Annotated in this window: 21 protein-coding genes; 19 read left to right on the top strand and 2 right to left on the bottom strand. The window is 51.0% G+C overall.

Features of this window, described 5'->3' with window-relative positions:
• Window positions 1–12: 12 nt before the first annotated feature.
• Genes MPL1_RS02795 through mnhG (MPL1_RS02775) form a run of 5 tightly spaced genes read left to right on the top strand, consistent with a single transcriptional unit; the run spans window position 13 to window position 3,036 of the window.
• Complete coding sequence (locus tag MPL1_RS02795; protein ID WP_009725613.1) at window positions 13–360, top strand: Na+/H+ antiporter subunit C; 348 nt, start codon at window positions 13–15, stop codon at window positions 358–360.
• Window positions 357–1,865, top strand: a complete 1,509-nt coding sequence (locus MPL1_RS02790; RefSeq protein ID WP_009725612.1) for a Na+/H+ antiporter subunit D — start codon at window positions 357–359, stop codon at window positions 1,863–1,865. The genes MPL1_RS02795 and MPL1_RS02790 overlap by 4 nt, the downstream gene beginning before the upstream one ends.
• Window positions 1,862–2,335 (top strand): Na+/H+ antiporter subunit E, encoded by a 474-nt coding sequence (locus MPL1_RS02785; protein WP_009725611.1) that lies wholly within the window; start codon window positions 1,862–1,864, stop codon window positions 2,333–2,335. The genes MPL1_RS02790 and MPL1_RS02785 overlap by 4 nt, the downstream gene beginning before the upstream one ends.
• Window positions 2,336–2,345: 10 nt before the next feature.
• On the top strand, window positions 2,346–2,618 hold the full coding sequence (locus MPL1_RS02780; RefSeq protein ID WP_009725610.1) for a monovalent cation/H+ antiporter complex subunit F: 273 nt from the start codon (window positions 2,346–2,348) through the stop codon (window positions 2,616–2,618).
• The gene (gene mnhG, locus MPL1_RS02775; RefSeq protein WP_009725609.1) at window positions 2,611–3,036 is read left to right on the top strand and encodes a monovalent cation/H(+) antiporter subunit G; all 426 of its coding nucleotides are present in this window, start codon (window positions 2,611–2,613) and stop codon (window positions 3,034–3,036) included. The genes MPL1_RS02780 and mnhG (MPL1_RS02775) overlap by 8 nt, the downstream gene beginning before the upstream one ends.
• Before the next feature lie 79 nt (window positions 3,037–3,115).
• Here mnhG (MPL1_RS02775) and MPL1_RS02770 read toward each other — a convergent pair whose 3' ends face one another.
• Window positions 3,116–3,616 (bottom strand): hypothetical protein, encoded by a 501-nt coding sequence (locus tag MPL1_RS02770; protein WP_152417558.1) that lies wholly within the window; start codon window positions 3,614–3,616, stop codon window positions 3,116–3,118.
• A gap of 32 nt (window positions 3,617–3,648) precedes the next feature.
• Complete coding sequence (locus tag MPL1_RS02765) at window positions 3,649–5,217, bottom strand: GGDEF domain-containing protein (protein WP_009725607.1); 1,569 nt, start codon at window positions 5,215–5,217, stop codon at window positions 3,649–3,651.
• A 185-nt stretch (window positions 5,218–5,402) separates the two neighbouring features.
• Here MPL1_RS02765 and MPL1_RS02760 point away from each other — a divergent pair, with 185 nt between their 5' ends.
• From MPL1_RS02760 to MPL1_RS02700, 14 genes are all read left to right on the top strand, one after another.
• Window positions 5,403–5,897: a Na+/H+ antiporter subunit E gene (locus MPL1_RS02760; protein ID WP_009725606.1), complete on the top strand. Its 495-nt coding sequence runs from the start codon at window positions 5,403–5,405 to the stop codon at window positions 5,895–5,897.
• Entirely contained in the window at window positions 5,894–6,145 is a 252-nt protein-coding gene (locus MPL1_RS02755; RefSeq protein ID WP_009725605.1) for a monovalent cation/H+ antiporter complex subunit F, read from the top strand. The genes MPL1_RS02760 and MPL1_RS02755 overlap by 4 nt, the downstream gene beginning before the upstream one ends.
• Entirely contained in the window at window positions 6,138–6,437 is a 300-nt protein-coding gene (gene mnhG / locus MPL1_RS02750) for a monovalent cation/H(+) antiporter subunit G (protein ID WP_009725604.1), read from the top strand. The genes MPL1_RS02755 and mnhG (MPL1_RS02750) overlap by 8 nt, the downstream gene beginning before the upstream one ends.
• Complete coding sequence (locus MPL1_RS13845) at window positions 6,424–6,930, top strand: hydrogenase subunit MbhD domain-containing protein (protein WP_009725603.1); 507 nt, start codon at window positions 6,424–6,426, stop codon at window positions 6,928–6,930. The genes mnhG (MPL1_RS02750) and MPL1_RS13845 overlap by 14 nt, the downstream gene beginning before the upstream one ends.
• 23 nt (window positions 6,931–6,953) lie before the next feature.
• Window positions 6,954–7,328, top strand: a complete 375-nt coding sequence (locus MPL1_RS13840) for an MnhB domain-containing protein (protein WP_009725602.1) — start codon at window positions 6,954–6,956, stop codon at window positions 7,326–7,328.
• Window positions 7,325–7,600, top strand: a complete 276-nt coding sequence (locus MPL1_RS02740) for an NADH-quinone oxidoreductase subunit K (RefSeq protein ID WP_009725601.1) — start codon at window positions 7,325–7,327, stop codon at window positions 7,598–7,600. The genes MPL1_RS13840 and MPL1_RS02740 overlap by 4 nt, the downstream gene beginning before the upstream one ends.
• Window positions 7,600–9,027: a complex I subunit 5 family protein gene (locus MPL1_RS02735; protein WP_009725600.1), complete on the top strand. Its 1,428-nt coding sequence runs from the start codon at window positions 7,600–7,602 to the stop codon at window positions 9,025–9,027. Before MPL1_RS02740 ends, MPL1_RS02735 begins: the two co-directional genes overlap by 1 nt.
• Window positions 9,024–10,541, top strand: a complete 1,518-nt coding sequence (locus MPL1_RS02730; protein ID WP_009725599.1) for a complex I subunit 5 family protein — start codon at window positions 9,024–9,026, stop codon at window positions 10,539–10,541. Before MPL1_RS02735 ends, MPL1_RS02730 begins: the two co-directional genes overlap by 4 nt.
• A complete protein-coding gene (locus MPL1_RS02725; protein WP_009725598.1) occupies window positions 10,538–12,184 on the top strand; it encodes a complex I subunit 5 family protein in 1,647 nt (548 codons plus the stop codon). The genes MPL1_RS02730 and MPL1_RS02725 overlap by 4 nt, the downstream gene beginning before the upstream one ends.
• Window positions 12,185–12,276: 92 nt before the next feature.
• Window positions 12,277–13,131: an SdiA-regulated domain-containing protein gene (locus MPL1_RS02720; protein ID WP_009725597.1), complete on the top strand. Its 855-nt coding sequence runs from the start codon at window positions 12,277–12,279 to the stop codon at window positions 13,129–13,131.
• A gap of 307 nt (window positions 13,132–13,438) precedes the next feature.
• A complete protein-coding gene (locus MPL1_RS02715; protein WP_009725596.1) occupies window positions 13,439–13,963 on the top strand; it encodes a DUF1097 domain-containing protein in 525 nt (174 codons plus the stop codon).
• A gap of 272 nt (window positions 13,964–14,235) precedes the next feature.
• Window positions 14,236–14,649: a nucleoside diphosphate kinase regulator gene (gene rnk / locus MPL1_RS02710; protein ID WP_009725595.1), complete on the top strand. Its 414-nt coding sequence runs from the start codon at window positions 14,236–14,238 to the stop codon at window positions 14,647–14,649.
• Between the two features lie 46 nt (window positions 14,650–14,695).
• Window positions 14,696–15,769, top strand: coding sequence for an META domain-containing protein (locus MPL1_RS13190; protein ID WP_009725594.1), 1,074 nt, complete (start codon window positions 14,696–14,698; stop codon window positions 15,767–15,769).
• On the top strand, window positions 15,766–16,083 hold the full coding sequence (locus tag MPL1_RS02700) for a putative signal transducing protein (RefSeq protein ID WP_009725593.1): 318 nt from the start codon (window positions 15,766–15,768) through the stop codon (window positions 16,081–16,083). The genes MPL1_RS13190 and MPL1_RS02700 overlap by 4 nt, the downstream gene beginning before the upstream one ends.
• Window positions 16,084–16,113: the final 30 nt, after the last annotated feature.

The raw sequence follows: 16,113 nt of genomic DNA, 5'->3' as shown, positions 1-16,113 counted from the left end.
GGAGACACTCTGATGGAAACTTTAATGGCCTATGTGGTTGGAATTCTGTTTGCCTCAGCCATTTACATGATGTTACGCCGCTCAATCGTCAAACTGGTGATTGGCCTGATTATTCTCAGCAATGCTGCAAATCTGCTTATTTTTGCCGCTGCGGGCATGACGCGCGGCGCTCCGCCGCTAATCCCTGAAGGTGCCACGGCACCGCTCGGCCCGATTGCTGATCCACTGCCTCAGGCGCTTATTCTGACGGCAATTGTAATTGCCTTTGGTGTACTGGCGTTTGCAGTTGTGCTGATTCACAGAGCCTACGAAGTGGTCGGCAATGATGATCTGGACCAGATGAAGGATACCGACACTTGAGCCCGGAAGTTGTTTTACCCATTCTCATCCCGTTACTCGCTGGTGCTCTGACACTGGCTTTTTGGCGTTCCCAACGCTATCAACGCTGGATTACATTATTTGCCTCATTTGCGCTGCTCGCTGCCGGATTGTGGCTGCTTGATAGCACGCGTCAACATGGCTACGTCGTGATGCAAATGGGTAACTGGCCGGCACCTTTTGGTATCACCGTCATTGCCGATCTGCTCAGCGCGATTATGATCGTCTTGACCGGCATTATAGGTCTGGCGATTGCAGTTTATTCCATGGTGGCCACCCCTGATCGGCACGAGCGCTTTGGTTACTATCCACTGATGCACCTCTTGCTGGCGGGTGTTTCCGGTTCATTCCTGTCTGGCGATATTTTCAATCTGTTTGTCTGGTTTGAAGTGATGCTGCTGGCTTCGTTTGCCCTGCTGACGCTTGGCGGAGAGCGGTCACAGATGGAAGGTGCCATTAAATACGTCACACTGAACCTGTTTTCATCAGCCATTTTCCTGTCGGCAATCGGCCTGCTTTACGGCATGGTCGGTACCCTGAACATGGCCGATATTGGTTACAAACTGTCTCAGGTTGAACACACCGGCATGGTCAATGTGGTTGCCTTGATGTTCATGATTTCCTTTGGCATCAAGGCAGCGGCGTTTCCTCTCTTTTTCTGGCTACCCGCGTCTTATCACACACCGCTGATTGCAGTATCGGCATTGTTTGCCGGTTTGCTGACCAAAGTCGGTGTCTATGCGCTGTACCGGGTGTTCACATTGATGTTTACCGGTGATGTTTCCTACACACATGACATCTTGTTGTGGGCGGCGGCACTGACCATGCTTACAGGGGTGCTGGGAGCCGCTGCACAATTTGAATTCAGAAGAATCCTGTCATTTCATATCATCAGCCAGATCGGCTACATGCTGCTGGGACTTGCGCTTTACACTCCGCTGGCCATCATTGGCGGCGTGTTCTACATCATGCATCACATCATTGTGAAGACGAATCTGTTCCTGGTCAGCGGGGTCGTTTACCGATTACTCGGCAGCTATGATCTGAAAAAACTGGGTGGAGTTTACAAGCATCGCCCCGGATTGGCCTTACTATTTTTGGTGCCTGCACTGTCACTGGCGGGCTTGCCGCCACTGTCCGGTTTTTTTGCCAAGTTCATCGTTATCCGCGCTGGTATTGAAACAGAAGCCTGGGTGGTCACTGCGGTTGCGCTGCTGGTAGGCTTGCTGACCTTGTATTCAATGATCAAGATTTGGGCAGAAGTGTTCTGGAAACCAGTGCCGGAAGGTACCGACACCAGCGCATTGACTGGCAAACGTAAGGATTCACAGATGTGGATCATGCTGTTGCCTGTGGTTGGTTTGACGCTGTGCACGCTGTTCATCGGCTTGAATGGCCAGCCCATTTATGAGCTTGCCAGTGATGCAGCAGACCAGTTACTAAATCCGGCGGGTTACATTGAGGCGGTTCTGGGAGTATCACCATGATTGGCTTTTTCTGGAATATTTTGCTTGCACTGGCCTGGGTGGCACTGACCGGTAATTTTGGTGGCCTGAATTTCACTTTCGGCTTTGCCCTTGGCTATGCCGTTCTGGCAATTGCTCAAACACAATTACCTGCCATCAGAGGCTATGCACAACGTATTCCGAGAGTCCTGAGGTTTGTCGGCTTTTTTATCCTGGAACTAGTGAAAGCAAACCTCAAGGTCGCGTTTGATATTTTGACCCCACCATGGCATATGCAGCCAGGCGTGATTGCCTACCCGTTGTCGGCCAAAACAGAGTTTGAAATCACCATGGTCGCCAATTTTATATCGTTGACACCGGGCACGCTGAGTCTGGACGTATCCAACGATAATCGGGTGTTGTTTATTCACGCAATGTTTCTGCAGGATGAAAAAAAACTGCTGGCTGAGCTAAACGAAGTCGAGCGGCGCCTGCTCGAAGTATTGCGCTGAGGAGAACCAAGTGAGCGCTTATGTGATTAATCTGGTCTATCTGATGCTCTCGGCGGCATTGTTGTTGGGCTTTATCCGTCTTGCCAAAGGGCCATCGTTACCTGATCGGGTAGTTGCACTGGAACTGGTCGCATCGATCGTGGCAGGTATTGTAGGGGTGCACGCCATTGATACCGGTGTGGCCAGTTTTCTTGATGTCGCTATCGTACTGGCACTGACGGCATTCCTGGCGGCCATCGGTTTTGCCCGATTCCTTGAGCGAGGAGGTCCACGTGATGACTGAAATTTTGGTGTCTGCCTTACTGTTGATGGGGGCAGCTTTGATGCTGCTGGCCGCAATTGGCATCATTCGACTGCCGGATCTGCCCACCCGGATGCATGCAACCACCAAGTCCGGTGCGCTGGGCACCGCTTTGATTATGATCGCTGTGGCATTTTATTTTGCCGAAGTCGCCGTGGTAACTCGGGCGTTGGCGATTATTGCCTTTATTATTCTGACCGCACCGGTGGCGGCACATGTAATCGGACGCGCAGGCTATTTTGTTGGTGTGCCACTGTGGGAAGGCACCATTAAGGATGATCTGAAAACCAGCTATGACCCGGAGACACATTATCTGCGTAGCGGTTTTGAGGAGGATGCACCCAAGAAACCTGCCGCCAGCAAGAAAACAGTGAAGGCTAAAGCCAAGCCAAAACGCTAGGGGCTGCTGTTTTCTCAGACAATAAGCCGATGATTAGACACTGGGGTTTTAACTGGCGACGGTGAAGGATCAACAGGCACTAGTCAGGTTCGGGATACAATTGCACAATTCCCGACTCCCCTCGCATATCGCCCACCACCCAAATCTGCTCAAAAGGATGGGCTTCGGGAATACTGAGCAGATGCCTGTTTGCTTCTATATCCTGACGGGTCCATAACGGGTTGGCATTACGTAATACCAGCCAGACACGATCACTGTGATAACGCTTGCGTGATTTGCTTTCCAGGATTGAATTGAGTGCGCTCAACAAGCGCTGTTCGGCCGGAATATTCATCAACTCATGCAGCACTTCAAGCGTGCGTAAGCTGGCCGACTTGCCAAGAATCAGACGCGCTTCTTCTTCACTGCCATAGATATGCGCGATTTCAAGATCAAGACGCTGGTGATCAAAATAACAAGACACATCAGGCTGTTGTGGTTCATTGTGCCAGATGTGGCGCATATGAATGCCGGTCTGCTTTTCAAACAGGCGCATGAAAAGCTTGGCAGCCTCGTGCTCAAGTTCGATTTTTTCCTGCATATTGCGATTCATCGAAATTAGGCTACCACCCCTTATTCAATGGATACGCAATTATCCCGGCCCAGCTTCTTGGCTTGATACAAACCCTGATCCGCACGTTTAAAAACATCATCGGCACTGTCATTTTGAGCAAAATTTGCCACCCCGGCCGAGACAGTGACCGGTACCGGATTGCCCTCATAGACAAAACGAGCTTCCTTGATTTTTTCACGAATCTTGTTGGCCAACTGGGTTCCCATGATCAAATCTGTTTCAGGGAAAATTCCGACAAACTCCTCTCCACCGTAACGAGCAACAAAATCTGCACTTCGGGTTGACTCGGTCAGGATATTGGCAAACTCCTTGAGAATTTTATCGCCTGCCATGTGTCCGTATTGATCGTTGATTTGCTTGAAATTATCAATATCCCAAATCACCAGTGTCAGTGGGTTTTGATAGCGTTTCCAACGGACATATTCCTGTTCGAGCATTTCCATCATAGCCTGACGATTCCAGATGCCGGTGAGCGCATCCTTACGCATTGACTCCTGGGCTTTCCTGATACCATCCCGTAATCGCTGGGCTTCATCTTCCAGCAATGCCATTTCAGTTTTCAGTTTGCTGATTTGACGTTGCGACTGCATGTGCCTGGATTCATCGGCGTGGCGATAGTCATCAAACAACTCACACAAAGATGTCAGTTTGAGATTGATCATCGACTTGAGTTGATAGGCATCGTGAAAATCCTTATCAATATCACGACGCATCTCATCCAGTCCGGCGTTAAGCTGCTCACCAAGCGCCAACTGATGCTGATAAGCCTCGGCTTCTTCGTTGGCATTTTCCAGCAGAATCATATCCAGCTGATTGATTTTGTCGGTAAGGCTGGTCAAAAAGGCACGATATTCAAGCTTTTGCAGCTCTGCCTCACGACCAAGACTGTTGACAAGGCTCGCCAGGGTATCGACGATGAACGGCAGGTTTTCAGTGGTCATATGTCGTTCTACCGCTACACGAATTTCCAGCAATTCTTCGCTGAACTGCTCAGGCAAATGCAGTTTTTCAAGCAAACCGAATAGCACACCCTGGCACATCTTGAGATGGTCTTTGCGTGGCTGGAATGACAACAATCGTTGCCAGAACCGCTTGGCATCGGTGTTGTCAGATGCCGCCGAACTCACTGCAGAATTTATTAATTCAAGCCACTGGCTCTGGTAGCTTGCCAGCTGATGTTTGTCGGAAGTCACCTTGATGGCTTTTGCCAGTGCGGCAGCTTCCTTGCGCAAATGGGGGGGAAAGTTAACAGCTTCCAACAACTCCAGCATCAACGCAGAGCTGGTCTTGATTGAGTTCTGTTCGGAAGTATCCTGCTGAATAAGCGTCTGAATTTTTTCAAGAATTGCACTGATGCGATCGCTGTCGCGATTGCCTCGTAACTCATGGCGAAGATTTTTTAATTGCTGATCAAGAGCCGGGTCTAGTCCCTCTGCGACCAGAGCCAATCGCCCCAAGGCACGCTCGAGGGTGTGCAGATAATGCTGCTGAAGCTCTTCACGTGCGATGGCTTCGAAATATTTATGCTTCCACTGCTGCAGCCTGGCTTCAAGTTCTTCTGCGGTCATGCACCTCTCTCTCGTCTAAGCATCGTAGCACTGCATCCTTTCGTTTGAGTCTACAACAGGTTGGGCACAATACAACAGTAAAATCATGGTTAATTTCGGTTTGCCTGAGTGGCTTATTCAGCTCAGACTTGAGGCAGCGATTTTGTTTCAATAGTATGTGTGACATTTCAACAAGAAGGAAACCTGTGAGCTCGGGCAAGGCAAACCTCTGGAGAAAACTGCAAACCGGAGCAATCTGGTGTGCTTTCTATTTTCTGCTTTGGTTAATCCTGGCAGCAGCTGAGGCCCCCCTGTTTGGCTTGTTACTGGCCATGTTTGCAGCATGGGTCAGTGTCGGAATAAATAACACTCGCTGGTTCATCCGGCTATCTGCTCTCCCTGCTTTCATCATATTTTTTCTGATTGAACTATGGTTAGGCGCCTGGGATGTGGCAAGAAGAGCTGTTCATCCTGCAGTGCCGCTCAATCCGGCATGGGTGAGTTATCCATTAAAAACGACTGATGAGCAGGTCCGTTTGTTGTTATCGGCGCTCACCGGATTGTTGCCCGGCACGCTCGCTTCACATTACCAGCAGGGCGAGTTGCATGTTCATGTACTGGATCAACAGCAAGACTGGGCTGACATTATCTCGCGTCTTGAATCACATCTGACCAGATTGCTGACAGGAATTCAGCCATGATGATGCTGTTGATTGGCTTGCTGATGGCCAGCATCCTGATTGGACTGGTGCGGGTAGTAATAGGCCCCAGTCATGTGGATCGCCTACTGGCTATACAACTCTCTGGCACCACCGGCACCGCAATACTGCTAATACTCTCGCAAACACAGGCCTCACCAGCGCTGATGGATGCTGCACTGATCCTGGCATTGCTGGCCGCGCTGGTTTCCGCCGCCCTGGTTCAATTTCTCAGGAAACACGATGATTGAGGCGTTGAGCACATTGTTACTCTGGCTGGGCGGAGCATTCTTTGTGGTTGGCACTGTTGGCCTGCTGCGTTTTCCCGATGTATACAGTCGCCTGCATGCTTTGACCAAAGCCGACACACTGGGCTTGGGGCTGGTTATTTTGGGCCTGAGCCTGCGCGCAGATCGGCTGGCCACCGTGCTACTCATGTTGTTTATCTGGTTACTGGTCATGGCTTCCAGTGCGACCGCCTGCCAACTTCTGGCTCGTTATCAACTGCAATCAGACAAGGACAGCTCCGATGGCAGCGAGTGAACTGATATTTGACTTGATCTTGTGCATGGTGCTGCTGTCTCTTGCTGTGGCTGTGGTTGAAGTCAAACGTCTATATGACAGCATTATTCTGTTCATCGCGTTTGGTCTGATCTTGTCAATCACCTGGGCCCGGTTGGGTGCGCCTGATCTTGCACTGGCTGAAGCGGCGATTGGTGCAGGCATTACCGGAGTGCTTTTAATGGCTGCTTATGCCAGTCTGCCTCAGGGAAAACATCAACAAAACACGCGCCGCTCATGGCTGGCCGTTGGCTTTAGCCTGGCAGCCATGATTTGGCTGGTGCTGTCTTTAGTACCTTTGGCAAGCTCACCTGAAAGTCTGGTCGCAGCGGCGGAACAATCGATGACGGACAGCGGTGTGACGCATCCGGTCACTGCCGTGCTCCTCAATTTCAGGGCCTGGGATACGCTGCTGGAATTACTGGTGTTACTGCTGGCCCTGCTCGGCATGCAACAACTTCGTTTGCCTGCCTGAACATCGCTGATCCCTGGCCGCTGTTGAATGCCTGGAGCCGATATCTGGCACCACTGACCATTGTCATTGGCGGTTACCTGCTGTGGAGAGGCAGTAGCGGACCTGGCGGTGCTTTTCAGTCAGGTGCCTTACTGGCAGCAGGTTTGATTGTGCTCAGACTGAATCATGTAATACCCGGTCTGAGCTGGGAGCAAGCCTGGCTAAGATGTTCCGTCTTGTGCGGCGCCGGATTTTTTCTGATCATCGCCTGCTTGACCGCCTGGTTGGGCCAAGGCTGGCTTGATTATCCGGCAAGCTATTCCGCCAGCTTGATCTTCATCATTGAATTTCTGGCGACCATTTCTATCGCAGTAACACTGGCCTGGTTGGTGACAGGTCAACAGGAAGCAGCCTCATGACTTTGTCATTGCAGTTGTTTCTGGCTACTGGCGGCATACTCTGGCTGACGGGGTTATATGGCTTGTGGCGTAATTCAGACCCCATCCGGCGCATCATTTCGCTGAATATCATGGGCAGTGGCGTATTTTTGGTGATGGTCACCCTGGCTCGCAGAGAAACCAGCACTGACCCGGTCTTGCATGCCTTGGTGGTGACAGGTCTGGTCGTTGCGGTTAGTGCAACCGCTTTTGCACTTAGACTGGCGGTTGCCAGCCAGCAGGAAAAACGCTGATGAATGCAGCCCTGGTCAGTATGGTTGTGCCCTTTTTTGCGGCAATGCTGGTGTTGATGTGGCGGCCCCGGCAACAAAGCTGGCTGGTCATCGTTGCCAGCATTGTCAGTTTGCTGGCAGCAGTGATGGCGCTGTTGTCTGTAATCGATTCGGGCCCTCAATCGCTCAATCTGGGCGGCTGGGAGAGTCCGCTGGCGATTCGTTTTCAACTGATGCCCGTCAACGCACTGTTGATTGTCACTACCGCTGTCATTCATCTCATCGTTGTCTGCTTTGCCGCCAGCAGCCATCACTGTCAGCCGATAAAACAGGCTTTCTGGCCGCTGGCACTATTGCTACACGGCAGTCTGGTTGCCTTGTGGCTATCCATGGATTTGTTCAACTGGTATGTCACGCTCGAACTGCTGGGGCTTGCCGCAGTCGCACTGGTGACGTTGGCAGGACAAAAGGCGCTACGCGCAGCACTGGATTATTTACTGCTATCACTGTTTGCATCGCTGACCTATCTACTCGGTGTGGTGATGCTGTATGGGCAGTACGGCACACTGGATATTGCATTGCTGGCAACGCTGACCGAGGCAGATCGCGTGACACAAACTGCCCTGTTGCTGATCTCAGCCGGTCTGATGCTGAAAGCAGCCTTATGGCCATTACATTTGTGGCTGCCAGCGGCCCATTCAAGTGCGCCAACGCCGGTTAGCGCCTTATTATCAGCCTTGGTGGTCAAAGCACCTTTGTTCATTTTGTGGTTGTTATGGAGTCGAGTGGCGCCTAGCGAACTGGCTGTACCAATGGGATTCTGGCTGGCCTTGCTGGGTGGCGGTGCGTTGTTGATTGGCGGCTGGTCAGCTTGCCGCACGCCACATCTGAAAACACTGGTCGCCTACTCCACTGTCGCACAGCTTGGTTATGGCCTGCTTGCACTCGGCCTGCTGCTTCACTGGCAATTGAATGATTTACAGGCGGCACTTTGGTTGTTTGTGGTGGCACATGCAATGGCGAAAACGTCCATGTTCCTCGCGGCGGGGGAAATTCAGGCGGCGACCGGTAAAAAACGGCTGAACAGTCTGCGCGGCATGACATTGACCATGCCGGTGGCATTGTTTGCCTTTGCGGTGGCAGGTGGAAGCCTGATTGGCCTGCCACCTAGCGGAGGCTTTATTGCCAAGTGGCTGCTGATTCAACCTATGTTGATTGAACCTGCATACTGGCCCTGGGCCTTGCTGGTGATTATCGCCACCTTGCTCAGTGCTGCTTATGTGTTTCGAGTAGTCAGTCAGGGCTTTCGCCAATCGTCTGTGTCGGCAACAGCAAGTGAACACGGTAAGTCAGCACAATGGCTGGCGTTATTACCGGCCATTCTGGTCTGGTTGATGGCACTATTCTCCGAGCCACTGCTGCAGTTAATGGATGTCTTCAGCGCATGATGACTGATATTCAAACCATTTTGCCCGTTGCCATTGTGCTCAGTTCACTGATCCCCGGTTTACTGATTTTTAGTCTCAAGGAATCACAACATCGCCTGCGTATCACACTGAATCTGGCCGGTGTGTTCAGCAAATTATTGCTGGTTGGCTGGATGTTGCACGGGGTCAGTCAAGGTCAACAGTTCAGCTTCAGTATCACGTTCTTACCGGGTGCCGATCTGATTTTGCAAGGAGATGCGTTGTCGCTGCAATTTGTCGCGCTGTCTTCGGTGTTATGGCTGGCGACGACGATCTACGCCATCGGCTATCTTGAAGGCTCTGCGTTTCGCTCCAGGTTTTTCGGCTACTTCAGTCTGTGTGTCAGTGCCACCGTCGGTCTGGCATTGGCGGGCAATCTGGTGACGTTTCTGGTGTTTTACGAATTACTAACACTGGCAACTTTTCCATTGGTCGTACATCGGGGCACCGACGCAGCGATTCGTGCCGGCAAAGTCTATCTGGCCTATACCGTCAGTGGCGGCGTTCTGGTGTTGATGGGGGTTGCATTACTGCATGCTCTGGCCGGGACTCCCGACTTTATTCCGGGGGGCTATCTATCCCCAGTGGTCGATCAACATCAGGCTGGCTTAACGCTGGCGTTTGTTCTGATGGTGCTGGGGCTAGGCGTCAAGGCAGCATTGCTGCCTGTGCATGGCTGGCTGCCTCAAGCCATGGTCGCTCCGGCGCCAGTAAGCGCATTGTTACATGCGGTTGCCGTGGTCAAAGCCGGCGCATTTGGCATTATCCGGTTGGTTTATGATGTTTACGGCATTGAAACACTCTCGATACTTCAGTTGACTCAGGGGCTGATGATACTGGCCGCCGCAACCATCATTTATGGCTCGATTCGAGCCCTCCAACAAACCGAGATAAAGAAAAGGCTGGCCTATTCCACCGTCAGCCAGGTGTCGTACATCACACTGGGTGTTGCCATGCTTGGTCCCATCGCTGCTATCGGCGCTCTGGTGCATCTGGTCCATCAAGGGCTCATGAAAATTACCTTGTTCTTTTGTGCCGGTAATTTTGCTGAGACGCTGAACATTCATCATATTCGGGAGATGAACGGCCTTGGGCAAAGGATGCCACTGACCATGGCCGCCTTTACTGTTGGCGCTTTGGGCATGATTGGCGTGCCACCAATCGCAGGCTTTATCAGTAAGTGGTATCTCGGATTGGGGGCTCTGGAAACAGGTCAGCCCTGGATATTGTGGGTATTTGTTGGATCCGGCCTGCTCAATGCCGCCTATTTTCTGCCACTTTTATATCGTGGCTGGTTTGCCAAGCCTGCTGTTGAGTGGGCAGCTCATCCCCAAGCCAGGCGACCAGCATCTGTCTGGAATGAAACCCACTGGATGCTACTCTGGCCGACCCTGTTCACTGCCCTGCTGGCGATAGTGACAGGCATTCTTGCCGGAAGTGACTTCAGCCCTCTGGCCTGGGCACAGCTGATTGTCGCTCGGGAGTTTGCACCATGATGCTTGACTGGTGGCATATCCCACTCATCCCATTGTTGTTCTGGTTATTGATGATGCGCTGGCCTTCAGTCAGCAACTGGATCTGGCTGGCGCCGTTGCCGGGCTTGTTCTTGTTGTGGCATGGCCCTGCAAACATCGAGTTGCCAATGCTCTGGCCTGGGGCAGCACTTGGTATCGATTCGCCGGTCAATCATTATTTTCTGCTTTTGAGCATTGTGCTCTGGTCTATAGCCAGTCTGTTTGCCTCGGTGAAACAACGCAACGATGTTCATCGGCTGCGTTTCTGGAGCTTCTGGTTATGGTCGATGACGGGCAATTTGTTACTGGTCATCGCACTGGATCCGGCCAGCTTTTATGTCGGCTTTACTCTGATGAGTCTGGCTGCGTATGGTCTGGTGGCCCATCAACCTGGCCCCTTGCCTCGTCAGGCAGGCAGGCTTTATTTGCAGTTGGCAGTGCTGGGAGAAATGCTGATCTATGCGGGCTTGATATTGCGAGTTCATGAGACTGGCGGATTGTTGAGTTTTAGTGACTGGCAACAACCAATTGGCTGGCTGACTGCTGTTTGTTTGCTGACAGGCTTTGGTCTCAAAGCGGGGTTTTGGCCGCTACATCTGTGGTTGCCATTAGCCCACCCAGTTGCCCCGACGGCGGCCAGTGCAGTGTTGTCAGGCGCCATGCTTAAGGCGGGCATTCTGGGAATTTGGCAATTTATCCCGGCTGACACGCCCACAACGGTGGCTCTTGGCCCCGTAGTGTTTTTCATTGGCCTGTTCGGAGCTTTCTACGCAGTTGTTGCCGGTTTATTACAGCAACAGGCCAAAACCGTTCTGGCCTTTTCATCTGTGAGCCAAATGGGCTACCTGCTGATGATTATTGCCATGTTCTGGATGACCGGTGATGCCACTTCATCGCTCATCATCTTACTGGCGATGTATGGCCTGCATCATGCTGTTGCCAAGGCGGCCTTGTTCATGGGCGCAGGCTTGGCATCATCCAGACGGTTGTCGCCCTGGCATTGGGGCTTGATGACACTGCCGGCACTGGCACTGGCGGGTTTGCCTCTCACAACAGGTGCCAGTGTTAAATATCTGTTCAAGGATGCAGTTTCAGATTCAATGTTCGCGCTCAGTTTGCCATTACTCAGCATTGGTTCAATGGCCACAGCACTGCTACTGATTCGAGCGTTATTGTTGATGAAGCAGTCACAACAAAACATCAGCAAAAACGCCGGAGCGCCAGAGGCAGTCGCGTTATCAAGCTGGCTCGTGCTGAGTCTGGCACCGATAGTCATCCCCCTGATGGTCGATGAATTCCGTCATCAGCTGACACAAACCATGCAACTACAAGCACTGACAGGCTTGCTCTGGCCCATCATACTGGCGACAGTCATCGCGGCTATCGTCAGCAGACTTTCACTGAAAACATCGTTCAAAGCAAAACTGTTTGCGGGCAGATGGCTGTCACTCAGACTTCGCTATTGCTTGATTCATTTTCCGGTGCCAGAGTGGGTCATTCGATTGAAGCTGGATGGCTGGCGAAAAGTTGAACGATCGATAAACAAGTTCTCGAGTGTTGGAACACTGCCGATCACTATTGGTCTGACCTTCCTCATGATGTTGTCATGGACGATGTTGTTCTAGCGTACGCTGAAGCCAGCTGAGCAGAGGATTAAGTTTCAGTTAAGTTGCGCTGGCAATAATCGCCGTTTTGAATCTATGCTGCGGTCATACCAATGTCCCGAATTGCAAAATACTCGCTGATTTTTGTGATACTTGTTCTGACCAGTGGGATAGGCTGGCTCATCTGGCATTACCCAGACAAATCACCGCTGGATGGCTCAAGCGAACGATGGGATTTGCAACAATATGAACTGGTCGGACAACCCATTCGCATCAATGGTATCCGCTCAAACCTCTCTGGGCTGACCTATCACGCCGACTCTGACACACTGTTTGCCATCACCAACAAACCTCGAGAAGTGCACGTCCTCAGCAAGCAAGGTGAGCTATTACGCACCATCGAACTTAGTGGGTTTCGGGACACTGAATCCATTGCACACATTAAAGACAATCTGTTTGTCATTGCCGAAGAACAGCGTTACAACCTGGTGTTGGTGGAGATTAATGATGACACCTCCGTTCTTCGTCATTCTGATTCAACCGTAATCAACATTGCTGAGGAAGACAAACGCAATGCCGGTATCGAGGGTGTGGCTTTTATGGAGCAATTCGGCCTGATTGCTGCCATTGAGAATCCTCCCACCATCTGGCAAGGCCCGGTTGATACTGATAATGGCAGACAAGATTTTTCTGAAATCCAAGAAATTCAACTGAATGTGCGTGATTTCGCCGGAATTTCCAGCCTGCCCGGAGAAACAGACAAGCTACTGATATTAAGCGAGTCATCCGACAGTCTGCATGTTATCGACATGCAAGGTCGTGAGCTTTCAAGACTCAGCCTGCGCCGCGGGGATCTTGGCTTGACCGCCTGGCTCAGACAACCGGAAGGCGTTGCCGTTGATAATGACCGACGCATCTATGTCGTGGGTGAACCCAATCAGTTCATGATACTGCAACCGCGCCATTAGCATCTCAGCCAAGCGCGCCATTGCACATAGGCAAAGCCCCCGATTGCGCATGTTCGGTATCAACCATTGATATACACCTTTCTGCTCCAATCATCACCAGACAAGTCAACGCCTTATCAATAAACGTCTGATTTGCCTATTGATAATCATCAAATTCTAAATTTGCACCAATTTTGGGCAAATAGGTTTACAGCAGTGTAATTTTAGGTCTAGTATCGCTCGTGCATGCTAGCTGACTGATATTCCTATAATTATTCACATTAAGCTGGCATGCATACACAACCAATAAAAGCAACGGGAGAAATGTATGTCAAAGTTAAACTGTATGTCTCAGCTCACTGCATTATCGACAAGCATTGCTGTACTGGGTGCGGTCTGGGCATTTTTGGCTCTGGGCCCGCTATCCGGGTTCGTTCTGGTATGGGCCGGTTTTCTGGCATGGGCCTGCTATTTTCATACTGGCGCTGATACACCAGCATTACAGAAAACTATTGTGGGTATGGCTTATGGCGCAGTAATTGCCGGTATCGCATTGTTACTGGTCAACCTTAACCCTCTATTTCTGCCCGGTGTGTTTGGTCCGGCGGTCTATATCGGTGTGACCGTGTTTTTTCTGGTGTTTGTCGCCCGCTTTGATCTGTTGTCGGTGGTGCCAGCCAATGTCTATGGCTACGCAGCAACCGCAGCTTATGCCTTGCAAACAGCAAATGCAGGCTCGGTAACGGCACTGGACATGACCAATCCAGTATTGTTGGTCACTGTTTCAAGCGTTCTCGGCGCGGTTTTCGCCATGCTCTCTGGCAAGCTTGCAGCCGCACTGACCAAAGCCTGAAGCAATCGCTGTGACAAAAAAACCGCCTTCGGGCGGTTTTTTTGTTGCCTGAATTCATGCAACTGCAATGAATTCAAGACATTTATCAAACAATGAATTTAGTCGCTTAAATACCGCTGACGAATATGGCATGATAGCCATACAGCAAGTCACATTTTGTGTGGCTGCTGATCTTCTGTAACAACATTTCCGTGCCCGATTCCCCAGACAATCTTTTCAGCCGTTTGTCATGGTGCTATTCGGACACTATTTACGACATTTGGAGTCCTGCCATGGCAACAAAGCCCAATATCATTGTGTCGGAACAAGATGCCGAGCGACTGGATAAATTGCTCGCCTCACTGCCCGAAAAAGAGTTTTCAGCTCGAGAAGCATTGGAGGCAGAGCTTGATCGCGCTGAAATTCTGCCATCCACCGAAATGCCCAATGATGTTGTCACCATGAATTCAACCGTACGTTTTCGTGTGTCATCATCAAAGGATGATTTTTGTTTGACACTGGTTTACCCGAAAGATATGGATGATTCCGGTAATAAGATCTCCATCCTCGCCCCTGTTGGCAGCGCTTTGTTGGGCTTGCGTCAGGGGGATGAAATCGAATGGCCGGGTAGTGACGGCCGTGTGATGCAGGTCAGGATTGAGGAAATTATTTACCAACCAGAACGCGAGGGTGAGTATCATCGCTAGAAATCATGTCAGAGCATAATATTTGCCATCATTTCTGGAGTCAGTGATGCACTATTGCTTGCCAATACTGATGATATTCACGCTGTTTCTGCAAGGTTGTCAGCAGGATCAAACCGGTTCAACCGTTGATAGTCATCCGCTTGGAAAAGTCATTGAAAGTCTGCCCGCAAGTTTTGCGGGCACGCTTCCCTGCGCCGATTGTCCTGGGATCAGACATCAACTGAATTTGATGAATGACCGCTGGTATCTGCTGCGTCGTGAATATCTGGAACGCGATGAAGTGGATTATCAACTGGGACGCTGGAGCATCTCCACCAATCAACAATTGCAATTACACAGCGAACAGGAGCTGCTGCGATTTCGTGCAATTGATGCCTCCACCCTGACGCTACAGGATCCTGAAGGACGTGATATTGATAGTATGCTGAGTTATCAGCTCACGCGTAACCAAGAATTCGAACCATTCGATGCAGAGCTGGAGCTTCGCGGTAACTACCGCTATATAGCAGGCTCCGGGCTGTTGACAGAATGCATCTCAGGTCAACGCTGGCCGGTGAAACTTGAAGGTGACAACATGCCTTTGCAACGCGCCTATATGGAAATGCGCGCCCACCCCGCTCAGCAGTTACTGGTCACACTCAATGGCACACTGACTCAAATACCCGATCGTAACACTGCGAAGATAAAACCGTCACTGAAACTGAATGAAGTTCACGGCATCTGGCCAGGAGAAACCTGCGGCCAGCAAGGCAAAACCGCCGTACTTGAAAATACCTACTGGAAACTGACTCGTCTGGACAACACGCCGATCATTCCTGAACAAAGCAATCAGGAAGCGCACATCATTCTGGATCACGCTGAACGTCGCATGTCTGGCTCTGACGGCTGCAACCGTCTGATGGGGGCTTATGTACTCAACGATCAACAACTACGCTTTCGTCAGGTTGCCAGCACCATGATGGCCTGCCCCAGCGGCATGGAAACTGCTCAGGCACTACATCTGGCGCTTGAACAAGTTCGTGGCTGGCGAATTACCGGACAGCACCTTCAACTTTATGACAACACAGGCAGAATGATTGCCCGTTTTGAAGCGATTGAAGGTCAGATTACCAACGGATGAAACTGATATTCGAAGCCAGTGACATCAGTGAGGCGCATATTGTCGCAGGCATGCTGGAAAATGCAGGTCTGCAAACCCAGGTAAATGGTTTTTTTCTGCAAGGCGCGGTTGGCGAACTTCCGGCAAGCGATTTTGTGAAAGTCTATTTGCTGGATGAGGCTGATTTCGAACAGGCACAACAGCTGATCGCGGAATATCTCAACAACAAGGTTGAACACGATTGCGCGATACAAAGCTCCAGTTCGATGATGACCAAAGCCGCAATGACGCTGGGTCTTCTGCTAGCAGTTTTACTGCTGGCGCTCTTACTCTGAATACCTCAATAGCTGTCAGCAATGATGGTC

The organism is Methylophaga lonarensis MPL (genome assembly GCF_000349205.1).
GTDB lineage: Bacteria > Pseudomonadota > Gammaproteobacteria > Nitrosococcales > Methylophagaceae > Methylophaga > Methylophaga lonarensis.
Note: the sequence above shows the minus strand (reverse complement) of the source record. Positions and strands in the feature narration are given on the sequence as shown.